The sequence below is a fragment of the Paenibacillus sp. J31R30 genome (assembly GCF_059692115.1).
The window spans coordinates 154,935-175,397 of the sequence record NZ_JCAUAV010000002.1 but is presented as its reverse complement, the minus strand read 5'-3'; the positions used below and the strand labels follow the sequence as shown (position 1 = coordinate 175,397).

The window sequence follows — 20,463 nt, the reverse complement described above, 5'->3', positions numbered from 1 at the left end:
ATTTCGTAAGTATAAGTATCCATATCTTAATGAAACAGAAAAACCCCATTCCGCATTATCATTGTATGCGGCATGGGGCTATTAACATGCGAAAGAATGTCTAACCCTTTTTAACGAATACGGCTCTCTGTCAAATGGAACTGATTCACAAGCAGCAGCATGGAATGCGTAATTGCCCCTACATCCCCTGTCGTTTGGCGAACATGATGCATGTCCTGCAGCAGCTCTTTCACCGTATGCTCAACCTCCGCCGAGATCTGACGGTTCTCCTTGCTCACCGCTGCAATCTTCTCCATTAGCGCAACCACTTCTTCCACAACCTGCGTTTTCATGGTATCGTGGGCGTTCGCACTGCTGAGAATTTCAGAAGCCGCCGCAACAATCTGCGTCCCTTCCAGAACGACCCTTGTGCCTTGCTCCATGGAGACAAATGCTTCATTGGCATGTCTTTCAATATGCTCGATCGTCGCATTAATTTCCGTCGTTGATTTCTTCGTCAAATCAGCCAACTTCCGAATCTCGCCCGCAACGACCGCGAAGCCTTTACCATGCTCACCAACCCGCGCTGCCTCAATCGAGGCATTCAAGGACAGTAAATTCGTCTGTGCAGAAATTTCCTCGATCACCTTAAGCAGCTTCGGAATTTCTTGCGTCGTTTGGAGGAAGGTTTGAATCGTCTGATTCGTTTCTTCAACCTTCGCCGAAATATCCGTCATCTTCTGGCCGATTCGCTCTACTTCGTCCTGAGCGACAGCAATTTGACCGGAAGCCTTCTGCTCCAGTTCACGTAAGGTTCCGCTCATATTTTGCGTAACATCCTTCGCGACATCGATATCCTTCAGCTGACCACGCAGCGAGCGAATCATATCATGGATTTTCGTGCTCATCCGCCCCGTCGATTGCTCCGTTGACCCCGTGGAGTCATTCATCCGTTCTTGACTAACTTGCACCTCAGCAGCCGCTTGCTTCACTTGCAGCATGATGCCTTCCAAGGAATCGATCATATTATTGATCCATTTGGCCAAATCTCTCGTCTCATCGCCAGCAAATTCATCAACCTTCAGACGCTGCGTCAAATCCCCTTTACCCTCTGCATTAATCCGGATAAACTTATTAATTTGCGCAAGCTGTCTTGCGATCGGTCTACTTCCTTTGCGTCTAATTAAGCTTGCACCGATCCCGCCGAAGAGCAGATTAACACCCACCATGATTGCAGCACCGGTACCATTTGAAACCTGTCCATTAAGCAGCCAGAAGCTGCCTGCGGATACAAGCACCATGAGCGCAATAAATCGCATTTGCAAGCTGAACACCTTCCAATCAATTGAACGAATGCGATATACCTCTTCCAAATCTCCCTCACACATCATTCCCCACACATCTGGGCAATGAGGCAGCTGAAAGGTTACGCCTTTGCCAATTACAGAAATATGACGATAATCGGAATAACCGGGGAATTCCACGAATAGATTATTTCCCTTAGCAATTGTTCCCGCAACGCCTGGATGCAGTTGTCCAGTAGCTGGATCCGTGAAAACGAGCTCAAGCTCAGTGTGCTCTTTGACACCTACGATGCCATAATCCGTTCGAACACCATCTTTCAAATTGTCCCCATGCGTAAAGGTCAAATCCTCAAAACGACTTCGCGATAAGGCTGTGCCCGGAATAATCTGTTTATTCAAAATAGGCTTCGCCATAAATAAATAATTATCACCAGAATCCGGATACACATGTCCCGATTCACGCTGAATTAAATCTCCGAGTACATCGTTCGGCACACGTCCGCAGACGGCTCCCTTCCAGTGCCCACCTACCATAATAGGTACGATAAAAGCGATCGTCATCGCATCATGAAACGGCGAGGTGCTTGGACCAATTTGTAGTGTAAGAGGATCAGAGAATGGCCCAAATAAGCATTTCACACCTTTTCTCGATTCATCCAATCCTTTCCCTAGCACACCGCCAGCCCCATAGGACCTTCCAACATGCGCGTGATGTGTGGAGTATACGACAGAAGCTTTTTCATTCAAAATGAATACTTCTGAGAAGTCAGCTCCACTCTTCTGTGTTGCTGCCAGGAGCCTTCCAACCGCAATTGCGTCCTTAGGCAATGTTCCTGTCAGCGACTCCGTCAATACTAGTTGCTCAAGCAAACGGTCCAAATTGGACCAAGAAGCTAGCGCCCAGCTGCGTAAAATTTCCATCCTCGTATGCGCAATACCTTCGAAAATATGCTCAACATCTTCTTTGATGTGACGATTCAAGCGGTAAGACCACCACAATGGCAGACCTTTTCTAAAACCTAACCAATCAAACATACCGCAGCCCCCTCATATCACATTCACAATGTGACTTTACTTAACATTAACCATATTCGACATTTTATAGCTGTTCGGGAATATTAGCAAGACAATTAACTGAATTTTATTGAAAAATCCGAACATTAACAATAAAAACATGAAGAATGTCGGTATTTTTAGCTGTAAGTTATATTGACATAATTTTCTGAAAAATTTACAATATAAGAAAAACTTTATTTTTCCATTTTCATATGTCATTTAACCTAACAGTCAAAGAACTTAGATCAGAAAGGAGGCCTGGTTTCTGCTTCGGGCCATAGCTTACGTAGCTTCCGAAAGCATAATGATGAAACCAGGGAGCTGCGATGTCTAAACCTGAGAATCTGGTCACTACCCCTTATGATCCTCGCCCTTTTTTTGATGAGATGTTTATGAACGCATACTCGGTTCGCCCGCATTATCAAAGTACTTTTCTTCAATTTATGTCGATGAAAACAGGGAATTTAAACAAACGCCAAACCGCTACCATGAAACGGATGATGGAAGAAGGGATTACCTTCACCCTCTATAGTCCAGATCAGACGGAGGCTCTAGAGCGTACACTTCCCTTCGATCCTATTCCTAGGATTATCCCACAGGACGAATGGATCAAGCTCGAACGAGGGCTCAAGCAGCGTGTAAAAGCACTGAATCTGTTTCTCAAAGATATTTATCATGAGCAGTTCATCCTGAAGGATGGGATTATTCCAAGGAAGATGGTGCTGTCTAATTGTTACTTCCGACCTGAGATGATGCGCCTGTCCATTCCCAATGATGTCTACATCACAGCCTCTGGGATTGATTTAATTCGTGATGAGCAGGGTGAATATTTCGTTCTCGAGGATAATCTCCGTTCCCCTTCTGGCTTTTCTTACTTATATAAAAGCAGATCCATTATGACGCACTTATTCCCTGAACTCGTGTTCAGTCATTCGATTCAAGATATCGAGCATAGCTTAAATGTATTTCTAACCGCGCTCCGCAAGTTGAGTCCTTCTGGTAAACCAGATCCTGTTATCGGACTCTTGACTCCAGGCTGCTATAACTCCGCTTATTTCGAGCACACGTTCCTTGCTCAACAAATGGGGCTTGAGCTCGTTGAAGGGCACGATCTCGTCGTCATTGATCATAAAGTATATATTCGCGGAATCAAGGGACTTCGCCAAATCGATGTTCTGTACCGCCGAATTGATGATGATTTCTTGGATCCGCTCGCTTTCGATCCGAGCTCGATGCTTGGTGTCGCTGGCATTATGAACGCCTATCGCGCGGGTAATATCAACATTGTGAACGCACCAGGTACAGGTGTAGCCGATGACAAAGCCATCTATGCCTACGTGCCAGATATGATTCGTTACTACTTAAACGAGGAGCCTATTTTGAACAACGTACCCACGTACATTCTTTCGCGGCCTGATGAGCGAGAGTATGTCCTGCAGCATTTGCCTGAAATGGTTGTAAAAGAAACTTCACTATCAGGTGGCTATGGCATGTTGATTGGACCAACGGCTTCAGAGAGCGAAATCGCTGATTTCCGCCTCAAAATCGCAGCCAACCCTGATCGCTACATTGCACAACCTACCATTCAACTATCCAGAGCACCAGTCATGTTAGATGGCCAAATGGCAGCTAGACACATCGATTTGCGCGCTTTTGTGATTGCAGGCGAAGACATCCAAGTGATCCCAGGAGGACTCACGCGTGTAGCTTTGAAGGAAGGCTCGCTCGTCGTGAATTCTTCACAAGGCGGGGGATGTAAGGATACGTGGGTCATTCGTTAATTCCGACCTACAAATTGATTGGAGGCTAATTCATATGGTAATGATGGGACGAACTGCGGAAGCTTTATTCTGGATCGGTCGATATTCGGAAAGAACAGAGAATCACGCGAGGCTGATCGATGTGTACTATCATATCCGAGAGGATAAGGAAGGGAGCAGCAGCCAATCTTGGAGCCGACTTATCGATACGATTGGAGATCGCGCTGCTTTCATGGAGCAGTACGGCAGCTTCACCGAGCAGCACGTGCTTCAATACATTACATTGGACAAAAATAATGCTAATTCCCTACTCGCCTGCACGAATCATGCACGTGCTAATCTACGAAATATTCGGGAGAAAATGCCCTCCGAGCTGTGGGATATTTTGAATGGACTATATTTATGGCTAAAAGAAAAAGAAGTCCGCGATATCACGAATGATTCGCCTCATCTGTTCTATCGCTTTATCCGGGATACGCTGTCTATGTTTCAAGGCGCCGCTACGTCTGTTATGCCGCGACAGAACGAATGGCATTTCGTCGAAGCTGGACGCTATCTAGAACGTGCTGAGAATTTGCTGCGTTTGGTTCAATCCCTCTGTTCAGAGTATGCCAAGGAGGACTTTTCTTCCTATCCGCTCATGCTTGCGGTTTTGAAATCGGTAAGTGGATACGAATCGTATCGAAAAGAGTATGCGGATACGGTTAATTTGAACAGCATCATCAAATTTCTACTGTTAAATGAGACATTCCCTAGATCGGTCGCCTTCTCCGTTCAGTCTTTGGAGCGCTCGTTCAAGGGCATTCAATTGGATGATCCGGAACTCACCAACGCTGTGCATAAGCTAGCCAAACTAGCTGGGAAAGTGAAAGCGAATTTAGCCTGTATGGATGAGGAGGATTTGAGATCCGGGAAATTAGAAACCACATTACAAACACTTCTCGACTCCTGTAATGGGATGGGCGCTAGGATGTCGAAAGTCTTTTTTCCCTCTCGGGAGGAGGTTATCGCATGAAGAAGCTGGAGATCACACACATTACGCGCTATTCCTACACCGATTCCGCACAGGACAGTGTCAATGAGATTCGGCTCACCCCGTTAACGGACAATCGCCAGTCCTGTTATCACCATGCGATCACAACTGAACCGGTATCCGCCTTCTTCACGTATTCGGATTATTTTCATAATCGCGTACACGCGTTTACCGTCAATAAGCTCCATCGTGAGCTCACGATCAAAATGGTCTCAACCGTCGTCACGCATGAAAATGACAACAATCCTGTATCCGTCCCCTCACCCTACGAGGATAAAGCTTCGAGATTCGGAGATGATTTCCAGAATGAGTACGCTGAATATTTATTACCCACCATCTATACCGGGCTAACACCGGAGTTGAAAGCCTACTCTGACGCCATTATCGATGATGGGGTACCGTTATACGATCTCCTCCAAAACATCTACACCACGATCAATCGTGATTTCACCTATGACATTTCAGCAACCTCCGTACAGACGACTGTTGGCGAGATGTTGAAGCTGCGGCGTGGTGTTTGTCAGGACTACTCTCATTTCATGATCACCATTTGCCGGGAGAAAGGCATTCCAGCCAGATACGTGAGCGGTTACCACTTCGTCGGTGATTTGCAAGGAGGCAGTGCAGATTTCACGCAAGCCTCCCACGCATGGGTAGAATGTCTCATCCCTGGCTCAGGCTGGTTCGGGTATGATCCAACGAACAATTGTGAAGTCAATTGGCGCTATATCAAGCTAGGACATGGCCGAGATTACAACGATATCGTACCTGTCAAAGGCGTCTATCGCGGCTCGGGTACGCAGGATTTAGAAGTGATTGTGGATGTAAAGCTTGTGGAGTAACGGTTCGGTTACGGGAAGTGGGCTGTCTCAAAAGCCCACCATATGAAAGGGAACCAGGGCTCACTATTTGCCGATAAATAGGTGATATCGTCGTAGAAGGGGAACGACAGTTCCTTATTTTGCCGAATAGTGCTATAAGTCTCGGGATTAGCCAAAATAGATCACCCAAGTTCCCCTTCATCGAGGTCTCTGCAGACAAAGGAGCTAAACGCGTACAAGCCGCTTAGCTCCTTTTCATTTAAACAGTCAACTAGGTTGAATCTATCCTCATTTGGATATTAGTTACTTTTAGGAAAGCCTCTTATTCATGACTAAAAGAAATCCGTCAGATAAGTTGTTCGCTCAGGAATCAAACGTTCTAATCTCGCGATTTCAGCGGCGTCACCTTGCAAGCGGCCAATGCGGTGCAGGAATGAGGCTTGCTTGTAGCCCATCAGCAGTGCCGCTAACGTTTGGATATCGCACGAAATAACGTCCCTGTCCTCGATGTGCGACAGTTGCTCCTCGTCCAGCTTTTTGACGTCGTTCCCCTCACCATTTCCTAGTTGAACTCGGAAGGTCCCGTTATTCCATTCAGCCTGCCCATCGCGCAGCTGAAGATACAAAGCTGTCTCAGAGCCAGCCGCAACAGGATGGAATGGATACAACTGCAGGAAGGCTTCAGCATCGACAATCCGAGCCATAAAATAAGGAATAATCTCCTGCTTGATTCGCGGATCCGCCAGCATAAAAGGCAATGAGTCGCCTGCAGGAGCCTGGCATACGACTTTATCAATCATCGAGTCATGATTGGAGATTAAACGCCATATCGCCCGATTGGCATCCTCGCTTAGTGTAATCAGTTCATGGACGGTGAGCACCCTTTCCTTCACCTGATAAATGATATAACCCTCCGGCTCACCGGCAGGATTCAGATACAGGGTTACGATCCCTTTTTTTCTATCGAAAACTCTCCTACCCCACCATGCCTCGTTCCGAACAAGCATACCGTTAAACTGTTTCGCGTACGCCTCATAGATTGGATTCAGGATTGCCGCATCCGCTTCGATCCGTCGGAGTGTGCTGCCCTCTACAACCTCAGGCTTCGGCAGCTGGTGAGAAGCAATTTCATAACGAACGTATTCGCTATAAGACTCCCAGCCATATTTGCGATAAAAGGCAAAGGAAAACGGCGCAAGGAAGGATACGGTCTGCCCGGCTTCTTTCATCGATTTCAGCGATTGAGATAACAGCTGGCCAACCATTCCCTGGCGGCGATATTCAGGCCAAGTTGCAACACTTGCAATGCCTCCCATTTTAAATGCTTTCCCGTTAATCCAGATATTTAGGTTCAGTACCATTAATTTGGCTGCTAATTGATTCTCAACAAAAAATCCCCATATCGGCTCTGACTTCATAACAGCGAGACGTTGTTCCCGCTCCTCTGGCGACATCGTAAATTGAAAAGCAAACTCCGATAAGGCAAGATTGTCCTTCAATTCATCCTCTTTTAACAATCTAATCTGATCCATAGTGCCTCCCTTAAATCCTATTTGCTTCTATTTTAACATGTAAAATCCAACTCAACCCCGAATATTATCAATATTCTTAAAAAGTGATAACTCTGCTAACAGCCGTATGCGTAAGTATGGCTATTTTCCTTGCTTACGCCGCACCTAAAGTTAATACGTTGACTGACCTACGGGGATTACACCTTGCGAATTCCGCAGACTGATTAATAAAAGCTAACGAAGAATGAGGGAGCAATTACGCCTGGATGGCGCAGCTGCTCCCTCATTGCTTTCTACATTATAGATCTTTCGCGTACCTAGCATAGCTCTTCCAACTCTTATACCCTAGCTTTCCGTAGAAATCTACGAAAGGCGTCGTGTCGATGACCACGTTGCGTACGTCACGCTGCAACAGGTAATGAATCGCTGCTTGTACAATCGAGATCCCATACTTGTGTCCTCGAAAGCTCTCATCGATGCCTAGAGGGCCAATACCGCCAAGTTCCCCATCAAAGAGCGGCGACCAGTAAATGTTCTGAGCTAACAAAGGGGAATGGGTATCGTTCATCCTGCAAAACCCAATAATCGAGCCCTCTTTCTCTAACAGGACGAACTCTCTGCCCGTACCCCCGCGTTCCCAGTAGTCGCGATGCTGATAATCCCATGCGCCAGGAAAACAGCGGCTCATGAACGCTGTTAAGTCTTCTCGATCATGCCGATTTGCGACTCGGAATGTCGCCTCATGGGCAGCTGGCAAAGATAGGGTCTGATCGTCTTCGTACGTGTTCAGTAGATCGAAAGATTTCTCCAGGAAGGCGTAGTCCCTCTTCTCAAACCACGCTTTCGTTTCCTCAAGCTGATCCGGAATCCCCGGAAACAGTCGGCCGTGCAGATCATTACCCAGCATGATCCGCCGTGCTCCGGCATTCTGCAAAGCATCTTCGGCTTTGTACAGCAAATAACCCCCGATCCCCTTGTTCCTATGCTGCCTGTCAACCATCAGTGCCTGGATCCAGCCCATATCCCTGCGTATACCAAAAACCGCTGTAGCTTCACTCGCCATCTTGGCAATGACGACCCCCACAACACGCCCGGACTCTTGCTCTAGCGCTACCCAGGATCCTTCCCGCAACCAGAGGCGATCCTCTAGGATATTCTGCTGCAGCAATCTAAGTCTCATAGGAAATGAGTCCGATAACTCATTATTCCAAAGCGCTAAAAGTTCACTCAAGTGCGACGCTTCCAATTGTTCGTAAATTAAGCTCATCGTGCTCCTCCTTTTAGTATGATCCCTATATAATAAGAATCGCGATAAATGAAACCGTTATTTCAACATTGCAGTTACCGGTACTATTAGGATCTAGTACTATCCATCAATAAGGCCATCTCGGTATAATCAAATTAATAAATCACTGGAGGTTTTCTACTTGAACTGGTTATTTTATATGGCATTACTCTTTGTATTCATAGCTCTATATTTCGCTCTGCAAGGAGGGGAAGGGTTTGAGCCCATGTTAAATTTAATTTTTCTTGCTCTTCCTATCTTCATTCTTGCTATTTTCTTTTTCATTTTGTGGCAAAAATCAAATAAATCTCGTAAATAACATGAAACTCATGCAAAGAGTAGGCTATTTATTGCGATTAATTAACTTAATCATCTTTTTATTAAACTTAATAATCTTATTTCTACTATTTTACGGATTACCTGCTTTAGGAGCAGGTGTTGCACAAGGGACTGTATTTAGTAATCTTAAAGGAATGTTATTAGCGGAATATCCATATTACTTACTATTTCTCTTTTGTTTTACTAGCAATTCTGTAGCTATATTCTCGAATAAAAATAGAATGGCATTTAGCATAATTGGTGTAATTCCTATCCTTATTTTAATCGTATATATTACATTATTCACGATCTCTTCTCTTCAGTAAATCGGGCTTTTGCTTGCTCTCGCTTAAGGTGCATCCAAGTCGTTAGATAAACACCTTCGGGTATTTCAAAGGGGACTCTGCCAGTTACACCTTGTGATGTATAACTCGCCATAATCTTCGGATCAGCATTATCATGCATAACCATTCTTATATCTCAAAAAGCCCCCCCCCCGCTTCCATTGCGAGATCGGGGCTTGGCTATTCCTTGCTCATTCCGCATAATATGTGGATTCTGGCGGCGGCATTCCTCCATGACCCATAGCTGTCTGCGCACCTGTTGAGGCGTTATTTCCAGCTCCTTGCCTTCTGTCAAGGTATCATACAGCATGAGATACAGCTTCTCTGTCATATGCTCAAAAGCTGTCTTCCCGTCTGGAATGGAAACTTCCCAGCTTTCAGTTTGCCACGGCAGCGTCTCGCTGCAATAGGCAGGCTTTCCGTCTGCGTTGAATAACGGGTCTATGATCAGATCCAGGTCCTCATTAACTACCATATCCTCCCATGACGCATAGGCTTGGCAGCCATATTCTTTCGTCGCAAGCTCCTGACGTTCGGGTATGGAATCGGCAACCGCCGTAATCCGATAATGCTCTGTGAGCTGATCGAGCAAATTACCGTGGATATCGCGCCCACTGCGGCCCTGTCCAATAATACCTACCTTCACAATTTTCTTGGTCATCGCAACCACCTCTATCTTTCGTGGATTTAAGGTGTATGTCCAAATGTTTTCTTATATTCAGTAGGCGTGATGCCTGTTCGTTTTTTGAAGGTTCGGATGAAATGGCTGAGATGATGAAACCCAACCTGGAAGCCAATCTGGGTAATCGTATGCGAATTGCGCTGAATGAGCTCCATCGCTCTTTCAATTCGCACCTCGTTCACGTAATCTACGAAGTTCTGGCCCGTTTCTTTTTTGAAAATAGTACTGAAATAGGCAGGCGCCATATTCGCTAGGAACGCCCCTTGCTCCAGTGGGATATCCTGACTGAAATTGTCTTGTATGTAACGCTTCACTTCCTCAATCGGATGTTGGCTAGTCGCCGTTGAAGGCACACTTCGCGATCGCCTCGCTCTCCGATATTCACGGTCCATTAGGATAAGCAGCTTGACTAGGCTCGTGCAAATGGCATATTCATACCCTGCTTCGCGATGCTCGAATTCATCCTGTATATCTTGAAGCAACTGCTCCACCAGAAGCTGTTTCTGCTTAGAGATATGCAGCCACGGCTGCGGCAAGGAACTGTTTCCTAGCTCCGGCAACTCCTCCGAGTTAAGAAGAAAGGGATGCAACGTATCCGAGAAGGGCTTCAACTGATCTCTTACCAGATATGGCAGGAAATCAATTAACACCACCTCGAACGTATGTTCTTCAATCGCACTCAAACTGTGTTCCACTCCCGGTGATATGATGAACATATCCCCTCTGCTTACATTCAGCGACTTGCCTCGCAGCTGGTGGTTGCACATTCCCTTGAGCACATAGGCGATCTGCGTATAATCGTGGATATGCAAGGGCTGCTTCAGCGTGTGACTGGAGTAGCGGAATATTTTAAAAGGAAACTCCTTTTTCAGCGTTAATTTACTTTGAAAATAGGACATCCCCTTCTCCATGTTCATACGATTACCACCTGTCCGAAGCCATATTTCCTTCAAGCATATGCCAATTGGCGGAATAGAACAACCCTTGTATGCTAGGTCGCTTGACTTGCATCAAAGACGAGCTCGCCAGCTTTATAGGTCTGCCTTAACCGACTATGCGTGTCCTCCCTGTCGAGGAGGACGAAGTCCGCTGGTGCCCCTGCCGCCAGGCCCTTTGCGCCCGGCAAGCCCATCAGGCTCGCCGGCCGGGTCGAAGCCATTTCCCACGCTGTGGGGAAATCGGCTATGCCCCGTCTTTGCAGATGTGCGATGCCCCACAGCAGCATTTGGGCTGAGCCTGCAAGCAGCCGAGGATCAGCGGCGAGATGCAGCTTGCCTTCTGCCGTAAGTACAACGTCCCCGCCAATATGCGTCTTATAGACACCTGGCTCAAGGCCGCTGACTGCCACGGCATCGCTAACCAGCAGTGCCCGCTCCCCTTTCACTTTCAGCACGACATTCAACACCTGGTCCGGCAAATGAAAACCGTCCGCAATGACACAGCTCCATAACTCCTCCTGTGCCAACTGCTCCCAAATATAATTCGGATGCCGAGGCAGCATCAGATGCGCCCCGTTCCCTAGATGCGTCGACATCCGAGCTCCGGCAGCGACAGCCTCACGAATCTGCGCTGAATCCGCAGCGGTGTGGCCAATGGATACGGTCACGCCACTATTGGCGCAGCGCTCGATGAACGAGACACTGTCCGGCCATTCTGGCGACAGTGTTACGATCTTGATGCGGCCGCCAGCCGCTTCCTGCCAGCGGCAGAAGAGGTCCCAATCCGGCGGCCTTACAGCATCAAGACGATGGGCACCTCGCGCGCCGTCATCCGGTGAAATGAACGGGCCTTCCAAATGGATGCCCGCGATCCCTTCTTCCGTCGCCTGATCCGTCTCACAGGCGAGTGCAATACTGCCGAGCGCTTGCTGGATCGACTCGGGACTGTTTGTAATGACAGTGGGGTAACTGGAAGTGACCCCTTCTCTCCATAACATGCGGATTATCTGGCTAACCGTCTCCGCTTGTAACGGAAGCTGGTTAAAGTCGCAGCCTGCATAGCCATTGATCTGAAGATCCACCAATCCTGGGGCGGCAATCGGCAGGTTCGCTGCATCAAACGCTGTAAGCTCTTTTATTTCAGCAATCCGACCACCGCTGACAGTTATCTCAACAGGCTTTCCCGTTGCATAATGCCTTGCGTGAAAGACGTTCGTTTTATAGACCATAAGAATCCCGGTCCAAATAAAGTGTACAATCCGGGTGCCTGCGGAGAATCGTCGAAGGGCACTTAGTCGAAAGCGACTCGTTCAAGGTGCGCTCCACTGCCTGGTGCTTCGTTACACCCGGAACCGAGCAATAAAGATGCGCCCCCGACATCAACGCCGGAATTGTCAGCGTTAAGGCATGGGTGGGTACATCCTCGAAGGTGCCAAAACATCCATCATTCACCTGCTGCTGCCGGCAAACATCATCCAACTCCACACGCTTGACCAGCTCGGTATCTGCGAAATCCGCAACAGGCGGGTCATTGAAGGCGATGTGACCGTTCTCGCCAATGCCGAGACAGACGATATCAATCGGCGCTTCTTCAAGAAGAGCGCCATACCGTCTGCACTCGTCCTCAGCTTGGTTCAGACTATTAATGAGATGTACCGTGCCCGGCTTCACTTTATCAAACAACCGGTCACACAAAAAGCGTCCGAATTTCTGCGGAGCCTCCTCACCGAGACCGATATATTCATCCATGTGAAACACGGTGATTCGCGACCAATCGATGGCTTTATCCTGAGCCAGCGTTTCGAGCATTTCATTCTGCGAAGGCGCTGCCGCGAAAATGATACGGATACCCGCTTTCTCGGCAAGCAGCTCCTTGATTTTGTTCGCCGCATCTGCTCCAGCGGCTTGACCTAGTGCTTTCCGATCCTGATACACGTTAACCTTCAGCGAATCGATTAGTGCACTCCGGACTGGCTGTGCATGTAATTGTTGTTCACTCATTGGAACGTTCCTCCCTTTTTTTATGAAGTCAGCTGCCGTCCTTCGGCCGCACTCTTATAAATCAGTTCCACCAGCTGCACTGCCCGCAGCCCGGATTCCCCAGTAACCAGCGGTTCATCGCCCGCCTCAATCGAAGCTATGACATCCAGCAGCTGGCTTTGATGGAAGTCCGAGACGATACTGCGCGGATCGGTTATGCCGCCATAGGCACCCTCCTGCGCCCAAGTCGGCTCACTTCGACCTGGTACGGTCCAATGGACGATCGTCGAGCCTTCCAGCTTGATCGTGCCCTTCTCTCCGTACAAATGGATGGTTGCTGCGAAGCCCGGGCGAATGCTGGTCGAGGCCATGATCGTACCGAATGCACCATTCTTAAATTGCAGAATCGCCAGCCCTAAATCCTCGGCTTCCATCTCGTGTGTTTGGGTAGCGATTTTGCCGAAAACGGTATGAACGTCACCAGCAAACCACAGCAGCAGATCCAAACAATGGATCCCTTGATTCATCAAGGCTCCGCCATCCTCAGCTATCGTACCGCGCCATTCGGCGCTGTTGTAATACGACTGTGTTCGATGGAACGGCAGAGATACCTCAACCAACAGAAGCTTGCCTAGTGCACCTTCGTCCAAAACCCGCTTAATCGCTTGATTCTGAGCCTCGAAACGCCGCTGTGACATGACAGAAAGTGTGACATTCTTCGCTTTGGCCGCTTGCACTAGCCGCTCTGCGTCTTTCACATTCATAGCAATTGGCTTCTCGATAATCAGATGCTTACCTGCATTCACAACCTCTAATCCGATCGTCGCGTGGCTGCCGCTAGAAGTTGTGACACATACGATATCCACATCAGGTCTGGCAAGGAGTTCGCGATAATCTGACGTCCAAGCACAGCCTTCACGTTCGGCAACGGCTTGCGCTTTTGCCTCCGTACGGCTGGATACCACTAACAGGCTTGCTTCTTCAATCTGACGAATAGCTTCAATATGAAAATCAGCCACCGATCCGCAGCCTATGATGCCGAACCTCCAATTAGTCAACAACTAAACCTCCTCTAACAACGCGCGAAGCGCATCCAGTGTCATACGCGTACCGGTTCGCTGACTTCCACCCTCTGGAACAAAATGCGTTTCAATGGTATACAAACCCTTATAACCATCTGCTTCAAGCGCTTTAATCTGCGCTAATACGGGTACATTGCCAGAGCCGAGAGGCACGCATTTCGCTGTTCCATCTTCGCGAATGTAAGCATCTTTGAGATGAACGTGAGCCAAGGCGGTTTTCATTGCTTCGTAGCCTTTCGGGAATGCTTCCTTAGCGCCATACGCTTCATTGCCCGGATCCCACAGCCCTCTAACAGCTGGCGAATCGACTGCCGAAACAAGCGCTGCTACTTCCGCCGCAAAGCCCCCATTACAGGCTGGCTCATTCTCAAGGAGCAGGGTTACGCCCTCCTTCGCCGCGATGTCTCCAGCTCTTTTCAAATGATGAACAATCTCATCCTTGTGCTGCTGCGGCTCCACCTCTCTCCAAAATGAAAAAATCCGAATACGTGACGTCCTGAGCAACTTCGCAATCGCAATGACGCGATGCAGTTTAGTAAAATGTTCTTCCACACTCTGTTCCTTCTGTCTGAAGGTGTCCCCTGATTGAACCATCCGTGCTGGGTCGAGTGCACATTTAAACAATGGCGAAGCAATGGCAGATACATATAATCCGTGAGCTTCCACCACATTGCGGATGTTAACTGTCTGAGTATCCGTTAGCTCCGACACATTGACACCGTTCACAATTCTGACTTCGACATGCTTTAACCCCTGGTTAGCAGCCCATTTCACCGCCTCCTCGACATCGGGGGATACCTCATCCGACAATACGCCTAATCGATTCCAAATCAATGAACTTCCTCCGCCTTCACCTTGATGTGTGATGCTGTTTCTCCTATTACTTACTATAACAAGATCCTCTATTGCAAAGTTGACGTTTCTATTGAACTTAGTTTACATTTTTTTCGCTTTCAGCCGGGTGCAAGACATGTGTTCCTTCTTCGAAAAGAGATTCAGTAAATAAAAGGGATTTGAGTACAAATGTGGAATAGAAATATATAACAGATATGAGGCTCAGTGACTTGGTGATGAAGGTAATTGGTTAAATGAAGAAGGGGGCTAACGTATGAAATCAACGGGAATTGTAAGAAAAGTAGACGAGCTGGGGCGGATTGTTCTGCCAATTGAGCTACGACGGACACTCCATATTGAGATCGGTGACGCTATCGAGGTTTATGTGGATCCTGAACGGATTACGCTTAAAAAGTATATGCCTGCTTGTGTGTTCTGCGGTAATTTTGAGGACATGACCTATTTCAAAGGGAAGCTCGTTTGCAGCAATTGTATTGATGAGATTACTTAACTGTAAGCGTGTGCATGAACATTGGCTAGATGGCAATAAAGCTCACAGGGGATGTGGATATGACCCTGATGGGCTTTTTTGCGTGTAATCCGATTGTGCCTGCTTATTAGCAATCGTTGGTGGAGTTTCTTGCCCTCCCACTTTCACCGGCATGCCATCCCCCAACGCTCAAAAAAAACCCCCGAATGAGAATAGCTTCTCACTCAGGGGTCCATCTTTGCTACTTCACATCAACCTGAACCTGCTCAGGTCGATACACCGCCAACAACTCGCCGGCAGTATTCGCGGCGAACATCACCGTACGCTCGGCTTCCAGCTCGAATGCGTAGCTCCGGCCCGTTGCCGGATCAGTCACTTCGATCTGCGTGTCCACGCCGAACTCCGAGACGAAGATGAACAACGCGCCGGCATCGAAGCTCAGCTTCCGCCCATAAACGCCAGGCAGCTGCCCACCCTTCACCCAAGTTAACTCCGCCTCAACACCAGCTTGCTTCATCGCATAAGTGTACAGCTTCTCTAGTACATCGCTGCGCTCACCTAGTTCAACGGGTAGTGGACACCAGATCAGCTGGCCTTTGCCTAGCTCGTAGCTGCGAACAACACCATGCTGCGAGTTCCAGCCTCCATCATCGGAGAGCGTGACCTCTTTGTTCAGCTGAGCAATCCGTACTCCACCGAAGGACACAGGAACCATCTCCCCCTCCAACACCATCGCTTCTTCACGCACGATGTTGCTGAGCACCGTTTCACCTACGATATCCGTCAAACGTGCTACTGGTGCCCAGTACTCATTCAAACCAAGCGGCCCCGTAAACAACAGTGTTCCGCCGTTTTCACATACATGCGTCGTCAACTTCGAAAGCGCGGCATCACTGAAGTTATGTGCGCTCGGCACGATAATCAGCTTCGGCTGATCCGATTCCAGTGCCTCGAGATGATACTCACTCACACCGCGGAAAGGCACATTCATCCTATAAGCTAACGTACGAGTCAGTTTAGCTGTTGCGTCTCCGGCTACTTTTCGCGTAGAAAAATCATTCGAATACGGGAACACAGCCACGATATCCTCTAATTTGCGACCCACGAAGAGATCACGAATCTCACCCATGAATGCTCCAAAATCATAAGAAACATCCGCTTCTGGCTTCTCTGTACCGTCTGCACGAAGCGCTCCAATATGCGACTCATTGATGTTGTTCATATAGAAGTTAATATTCCAAATCCACTGAACGGCACCGGCTCCGCCTGTCGAGAAGGCATAGGCATATTTGCGCTCCAGAATATTACGCAGCTCATACTCCGAACGCTTCGCGCGCCCATCTGCCGTCTCTACATACATAATGCCTGTTTCTTGAATTAAACTCGGCTTCGTTGGCGCCTTAGAGAAAATTCCATCCCACACCAACTGATCCATCAACCACCACGTATGCACCGTCGTATAATCAACAGCTTCTGCGTAAAAGAATGGCGATGGCCGCTGCGCCCCTAATCCCTCATCTTGACCAACTGTAGCCAGTTGGGCTGGATTAATACTGCGAATCGTCGCGATCAATTCCTTCGCCCACCGATTATGCATGTCCATGGTGAACAGGGTGTAGTCCAGCCATGGGGAACCCTTTTTCTCCACCGTCTCCGTTGTACTCATGTTCACCTCGGAAGGATCCAGCAAACGAACACTAGCGAAACTCGGCAGCTCCGCTGGAGACATATTCCAACGTTCTTGCAGCTTGCGAATATCCCCATGACGCTCCACCAGCCAAGCAATATACGCCTCGCGCTCGAAAGCATCATGCGCAGACTGCGGCCCACGGAAAGGCTTACTCGGATTGAACATCGACGGCTCATTGATTAGATCCCAATGCACATTCGTCGTTTCCTTATGTCTGGACACCACCGAAGAAATAAACCGTTTCTGCGCCTCCACGCTGCGAGGATCCAAATACGGATTCACACCCTCCCACAGCTCTGGTGTAAAGGAGAAGAAATTGAACGTGACTTCAATCCCATGTCTTTTACATGTCAAAATGAAAGCATCAATGCTGCGCAGTACTTCCTCATAAGGATGCCCGTCCACGAACATGATTTGACGCCACGCCGACCATACGCCAGTACGCAGCAGGTTGATGCCCGCTTTAACCATTTGCGCAATATCCCGATCCCATACGGAAACGTTCGGCAAGAACAAAAATTTCCTCGCCACATCGCTCGTCATATACGTCATCCCAACGATCGGAAGCGGACGTCCGTCCTTCCAGAAGTAGTCGCGATCACAGGACATCGGTGTCCCCTCACGAAGCAATTCTGCGTCATATCCCCAGAAGCCTTGGTTAAATGTGCGCGTTTCCCCCGTATTAGCAACCGCTTTACATACCGCTGTATAATAACCCGCTTCAATATCGACAGGCATGTTTACCTTTTTAAAAGAGAGCTCTCGAGACGCGTTCATCGCGAATTCCGTCGTCCAGATCGGCGCTGCATGCCCGTCTTTCGTTACTTGGACTTGGAATGTCCATGACACATTCTCGGAATTAGCCCCCGTACGATCCGCCAGCGTCTGCAATTGAACCGTCAAAGCAGCACGGTCGCCCGGATCATAACAGGCATAGTTCGGCTTGAACCAAATTTCCGTAACGCCTCGCTTCGTATAAGCAGCCAACTCACCTACTAGCTCGGCTCCCCCGTTACCCCAGAAGGCTTCATCTGTGATCACATTGGCGAAAATCCAACGGCTACCCGCATAGGCTCCCTTCGTGTTCTCAAGTAGCACGATCGGTGCCGCGACCTCTCGTCCCTCTTTGGAAATCCCTTTCAACAAAGGGGTGAAATGAGCATCCATCGGACCGCTGGAACCGATCTGACCTGGGTGATCATCGGTCCGTGTAACATGGAGTGCGAATCCAACCGTCGGTTGAATGGCGAACAGCTCTTCTTTACCTGCCAGCAATGGTAACTCAGCATTTGCGGCATAGCGAGCAATCGGTGCGTCATCCACGGAAAGGATTTCATGAATTTGAAGCTGCTGATGATACGCAGTCTGCTCAATCTCCAGTTCCCAGCCCTCTGATCCTTGGTAAGCCGGAACTCGGAAGGGTGCGCTGCCTAGATGTACGAATCCTTTGCCCTTACGCGCATGAGCTAGGATGGCATGCCATGCTGACTTTGGAAAGTAACGTCCATGTAGATGGATGAAATTATCCGCCCCCTGCTGAAGCGCCTCTCCAAGCCCCTCGGCTCCAACCACCCTTCCTATTTCTCCAAGCTGTGCAACCGCTTTGTCGTCAGGCCGAATCCCTTCATATGGAAACGTTGGATCGTAAAATATGATCGTTGTAAGCATGCTCTCATCCTCCAAGTGGGTGTGTTTTCTAACATACATCTCAAGAATAATTTGTTATTTTTGTTAGGCTAACAACGTTTGATTATTAACATAATTTAATCATTATCTTGGATGAGGTCAATCTTTTTTTGAATAAACTCATGATATAAGCGAGCATTGACAATATCCATCTAATCAATAACAATAGATTTGTTAGGTTAGATGCGAAATTACGAAGTATTTTCAACATAAAAGGATGTTTATCATGAGTAAAAAAGTGTCCATGCAGCAAATTGCCGACCGACTTGGCATGTCCAAGTACACCGTCTCCCAAGCTTTATCAGGTAAATCAGGCGTTAGCGAAGAGAACCGGCTTCGGATTCAGGAGACAGCGAAAGCCATGGGCTATACGATCCAGCAGGCGCAGCGCTCACAGAAGAGCCTTCAAGCAGCCAACCAGCATGCCAAAGAAGGTCCGCACCATACAGACGAAACGACTCCCTATATCTTGGTGTGGATTCAGTCTACCTATTTGCAGGACAACCCTTTCTGGGGAAAGGTGCTCTCCGGCATTGCCACAGCCAGTAAAGAGTTAGGCTATGAGCATCTCATCGTTCCCATCTCACCACAGCACCAATCTGGACTTCAGATGCCTTCCTATCTCGATCCATCGCATTGCATTGGGCAATTGTTGGCTGGAACGTTTCCGGCGCAGTCCGTCATTTCTTTGAAGCAGAGTGGGATCCCGCTCGTCCTCATTGACCATCATGAACCGCTCGTCGAAGTGGACAGTGTGCTCAATAACAATTTGGATGCTGGCAAAATGGCCTGTCAACGCTTGCTCTCCGCTGGCGCGAAACGCGTGATATTCATTGGCGATGATCATTTCGCCGTTAGCTTCAAAGAGCGATGGTGGGGCTGCCGCATGGCGCTCGAGGATATATCCGGACCCGCTGAGCACTACCATTTGAAGAAATGGCAGATCGCTTACTCAGGGCCACACATGCTACACCAAATGGAACGCAAAGTGGCTGCATTATCCGAGGAGACGATGCCTGATGGTTTTGTTTGTGCCAATGATCACCTTGCATTAGCCCTACTGCCTATCTTAAGTCGTCACGGCCTCGACGTACCTAGTCAAGTTAAGGTCATTGGGCTGGACAATATCGAAGCGGCCGCCTACGCAACGCCCGCGCTTAGTACCATTGAGCTCGGCAAGGAAGCGCTCGGCATTCGAGCTGTAGAAACGCTGCTTTACCGGTTGCAACACCCTGGCAGGCAAGTGGAGAAGGTTGTGTTATCCGCCCGCTTCATCGCACGGGATTCCGGCTAACCGCCAACCAAAAAAAGCGTACAGCCCTCATCATGAACATGAGTAGCTATACGCTTTCTTTCATTTAACTATTTGATAAATAACTAAGCCCAATGGATACCAGCATCCCCGCAAGTGCAATCCAAAATAAGTAAGAGCGCCCGATTCGTTTCAAACTTTTATCTTGGCGATCCATGACATTTTTCTTCCGATTGCTGCTCGTTTTCGTCTCTTCCTCGAGCTCATCATTTACTTGTGATTTCCAATTCACGAATTGAAAGCCAACCCCGCTTATGACCACGGCTACCATCATTAAAATCAAAGAACCCATAAATACCTTGTCCGCAATGGACGCCATGCTGCAACCGACCTCACTATCTGACTGTAATTTAACCAT

17 protein-coding genes are annotated in these 20,463 nt (G+C 48.3%); 6 read left to right on the top strand and 11 right to left on the bottom strand.

The annotated features are described in order from the left end of the window. Positions 1-110 precede the first annotated feature (110 nt). Entirely contained in the window at positions 111-2,318 is a 2,208-nt protein-coding gene (locus AC58QO_RS06735) for a methyl-accepting chemotaxis protein (protein WP_497264535.1), read from the bottom strand. Positions 2,319-2,665: 347 nt separating this feature from the next. Between AC58QO_RS06735 and AC58QO_RS06730 the strand changes: the two genes are divergently transcribed. From AC58QO_RS06730 to AC58QO_RS06720, 3 genes are read left to right on the top strand one after another with little or no spacing between them, the layout of a single operon-like run. Then, positions 2,666-4,120 carry a circularly permuted type 2 ATP-grasp protein gene (locus AC58QO_RS06730; RefSeq protein WP_497264534.1) on the top strand — a complete coding sequence of 485 codons (1,455 nt, stop codon included), beginning with the start codon at positions 2,666-2,668 and terminating at the stop codon, positions 4,118-4,120. 34 nt (positions 4,121-4,154) lie between these two features. Then, complete coding sequence (locus tag AC58QO_RS06725) at positions 4,155-5,114, top strand: alpha-E domain-containing protein (RefSeq protein ID WP_497264533.1); 960 nt, start codon at positions 4,155-4,157, stop codon at positions 5,112-5,114. Continuing rightward, positions 5,111-5,974, top strand: coding sequence for a transglutaminase family protein (locus tag AC58QO_RS06720; protein WP_497264532.1), 864 nt, complete (start codon positions 5,111-5,113; stop codon positions 5,972-5,974). The genes AC58QO_RS06725 and AC58QO_RS06720 overlap by 4 nt, the downstream gene beginning before the upstream one ends. Positions 5,975-6,285: 311 nt before the next feature. Here AC58QO_RS06720 and AC58QO_RS06715 read toward each other — a convergent pair whose 3' ends face one another. Beyond that, positions 6,286-7,485, bottom strand: coding sequence for a GNAT family N-acetyltransferase (locus AC58QO_RS06715; protein ID WP_497264531.1), 1,200 nt, complete (start codon positions 7,483-7,485; stop codon positions 6,286-6,288). A 277-nt stretch (positions 7,486-7,762) separates the two neighbouring features. Continuing rightward, complete coding sequence (locus tag AC58QO_RS06710) at positions 7,763-8,731, bottom strand: GNAT family N-acetyltransferase (protein ID WP_497264530.1); 969 nt, start codon at positions 8,729-8,731, stop codon at positions 7,763-7,765. A gap of 160 nt (positions 8,732-8,891) precedes the next feature. Here AC58QO_RS06710 and AC58QO_RS06705 point away from each other — a divergent pair, with 160 nt between their 5' ends. Next, positions 8,892-9,068: a hypothetical protein gene (locus tag AC58QO_RS06705; RefSeq protein ID WP_497264529.1), complete on the top strand. Its 177-nt coding sequence runs from the start codon at positions 8,892-8,894 to the stop codon at positions 9,066-9,068. 479 nt (positions 9,069-9,547) lie between these two features. Here AC58QO_RS06705 and AC58QO_RS06700 read toward each other — a convergent pair whose 3' ends face one another. The 6 genes from AC58QO_RS06700 to AC58QO_RS06675 all read right to left on the bottom strand — a co-directional run bounded on the left by AC58QO_RS06700 (position 9,548) and on the right by AC58QO_RS06675 (position 14,927). Further along, positions 9,548-10,072 carry a Gfo/Idh/MocA family oxidoreductase gene (locus tag AC58QO_RS06700; protein WP_497264528.1) on the bottom strand — a complete coding sequence of 175 codons (525 nt, stop codon included), beginning with the start codon at positions 10,070-10,072 and terminating at the stop codon, positions 9,548-9,550. Positions 10,073-10,098: 26 nt separating this feature from the next. Further along, on the bottom strand, positions 10,099-11,010 hold the full coding sequence (locus tag AC58QO_RS06695) for a helix-turn-helix transcriptional regulator (RefSeq protein WP_497264527.1): 912 nt from the start codon (positions 11,008-11,010) through the stop codon (positions 10,099-10,101). Positions 11,011-11,084: 74 nt separating this feature from the next. Continuing rightward, positions 11,085-12,260, bottom strand: coding sequence for an N-acetylglucosamine-6-phosphate deacetylase (locus AC58QO_RS06690; protein ID WP_497264526.1), 1,176 nt, complete (start codon positions 12,258-12,260; stop codon positions 11,085-11,087). Beyond that, on the bottom strand, positions 12,250-13,032 hold the full coding sequence (locus AC58QO_RS06685) for a glucosamine-6-phosphate deaminase (protein WP_497264525.1): 783 nt from the start codon (positions 13,030-13,032) through the stop codon (positions 12,250-12,252). Before AC58QO_RS06685 ends, AC58QO_RS06690 begins: the two co-directional genes overlap by 11 nt. A gap of 20 nt (positions 13,033-13,052) precedes the next feature. After that, complete coding sequence (locus tag AC58QO_RS06680; RefSeq protein WP_497264524.1) at positions 13,053-14,069, bottom strand: Gfo/Idh/MocA family protein; 1,017 nt, start codon at positions 14,067-14,069, stop codon at positions 13,053-13,055. A gap of 3 nt (positions 14,070-14,072) precedes the next feature. Continuing rightward, the gene (locus AC58QO_RS06675) at positions 14,073-14,927 is read right to left on the bottom strand and encodes a sugar phosphate isomerase/epimerase family protein (RefSeq protein ID WP_497264523.1); all 855 of its coding nucleotides are present in this window, start codon (positions 14,925-14,927) and stop codon (positions 14,073-14,075) included. A 274-nt stretch (positions 14,928-15,201) separates the two neighbouring features. Between AC58QO_RS06675 and AC58QO_RS06670 the strand changes: the two genes are divergently transcribed. Next, positions 15,202-15,438 carry an AbrB/MazE/SpoVT family DNA-binding domain-containing protein gene (locus tag AC58QO_RS06670; protein ID WP_171630232.1) on the top strand — a complete coding sequence of 79 codons (237 nt, stop codon included), beginning with the start codon at positions 15,202-15,204 and terminating at the stop codon, positions 15,436-15,438. Positions 15,439-15,658: 220 nt separating this feature from the next. On the opposite strand, the gene AC58QO_RS06665 is transcribed toward AC58QO_RS06670, so the two are convergent. Next, positions 15,659-18,775: a beta-galactosidase gene (locus AC58QO_RS06665; RefSeq protein WP_497264522.1), complete on the bottom strand. Its 3,117-nt coding sequence runs from the start codon at positions 18,773-18,775 to the stop codon at positions 15,659-15,661. A 244-nt stretch (positions 18,776-19,019) separates the two neighbouring features. Between AC58QO_RS06665 and AC58QO_RS06660 the strand changes: the two genes are divergently transcribed. Continuing rightward, the gene (locus tag AC58QO_RS06660) at positions 19,020-20,087 is read left to right on the top strand and encodes a LacI family DNA-binding transcriptional regulator (protein ID WP_497264521.1); all 1,068 of its coding nucleotides are present in this window, start codon (positions 19,020-19,022) and stop codon (positions 20,085-20,087) included. A 64-nt stretch (positions 20,088-20,151) separates the two neighbouring features. Here the strand turns inward: AC58QO_RS06660 and AC58QO_RS06655 are convergent, their stop codons facing one another. Next, entirely contained in the window at positions 20,152-20,424 is a 273-nt protein-coding gene (locus AC58QO_RS06655) for a hypothetical protein (protein WP_497264520.1), read from the bottom strand. Between the last annotated feature and the right edge of the window lie 39 nt (positions 20,425-20,463).

What these genes read in the sequence shown, in the direction of transcription:
- AC58QO_RS06735 (WP_497264535.1), bottom strand. Translation starts at nt 2,318, where the DNA reads ATGTTTGATTGGTTAGGTTTTAGAAAAGGTCTGCCATTGTGGTGGTCT.
- AC58QO_RS06730 (WP_497264534.1), top strand. Translation starts at nt 2,666, where the DNA reads ATGTCTAAACCTGAGAATCTGGTCACTACCCCTTATGATCCTCGCCCT.
- AC58QO_RS06725 (WP_497264533.1), top strand. Translation starts at nt 4,155, where the DNA reads ATGGTAATGATGGGACGAACTGCGGAAGCTTTATTCTGGATCGGTCGA.
- AC58QO_RS06720 (WP_497264532.1), top strand. Translation starts at nt 5,111, where the DNA reads ATGAAGAAGCTGGAGATCACACACATTACGCGCTATTCCTACACCGAT.
- AC58QO_RS06715 (WP_497264531.1), bottom strand. Translation starts at nt 7,485, where the DNA reads ATGGATCAGATTAGATTGTTAAAAGAGGATGAATTGAAGGACAATCTT.
- AC58QO_RS06710 (WP_497264530.1), bottom strand. Translation starts at nt 8,731, where the DNA reads ATGAGCTTAATTTACGAACAATTGGAAGCGTCGCACTTGAGTGAACTT.
- AC58QO_RS06700 (WP_497264528.1), bottom strand. Translation starts at nt 10,072, where the DNA reads ATGACCAAGAAAATTGTGAAGGTAGGTATTATTGGACAGGGCCGCAGT.
- AC58QO_RS06695 (WP_497264527.1), bottom strand. Translation starts at nt 11,010, where the DNA reads ATGAACATGGAGAAGGGGATGTCCTATTTTCAAAGTAAATTAACGCTG.
- AC58QO_RS06690 (WP_497264526.1), bottom strand. Translation starts at nt 12,260, where the DNA reads ATGGTCTATAAAACGAACGTCTTTCACGCAAGGCATTATGCAACGGGA.
- AC58QO_RS06685 (WP_497264525.1), bottom strand. Translation starts at nt 13,032, where the DNA reads ATGAGTGAACAACAATTACATGCACAGCCAGTCCGGAGTGCACTAATC.
- AC58QO_RS06670 (WP_171630232.1), top strand. Translation starts at nt 15,202, where the DNA reads ATGAAATCAACGGGAATTGTAAGAAAAGTAGACGAGCTGGGGCGGATT.
- AC58QO_RS06665 (WP_497264522.1), bottom strand. Translation starts at nt 18,775, where the DNA reads ATGCTTACAACGATCATATTTTACGATCCAACGTTTCCATATGAAGGG.
- AC58QO_RS06660 (WP_497264521.1), top strand. Translation starts at nt 19,020, where the DNA reads ATGAGTAAAAAAGTGTCCATGCAGCAAATTGCCGACCGACTTGGCATG.
- AC58QO_RS06655 (WP_497264520.1), bottom strand. Translation starts at nt 20,424, where the DNA reads ATGGCGTCCATTGCGGACAAGGTATTTATGGGTTCTTTGATTTTAATG.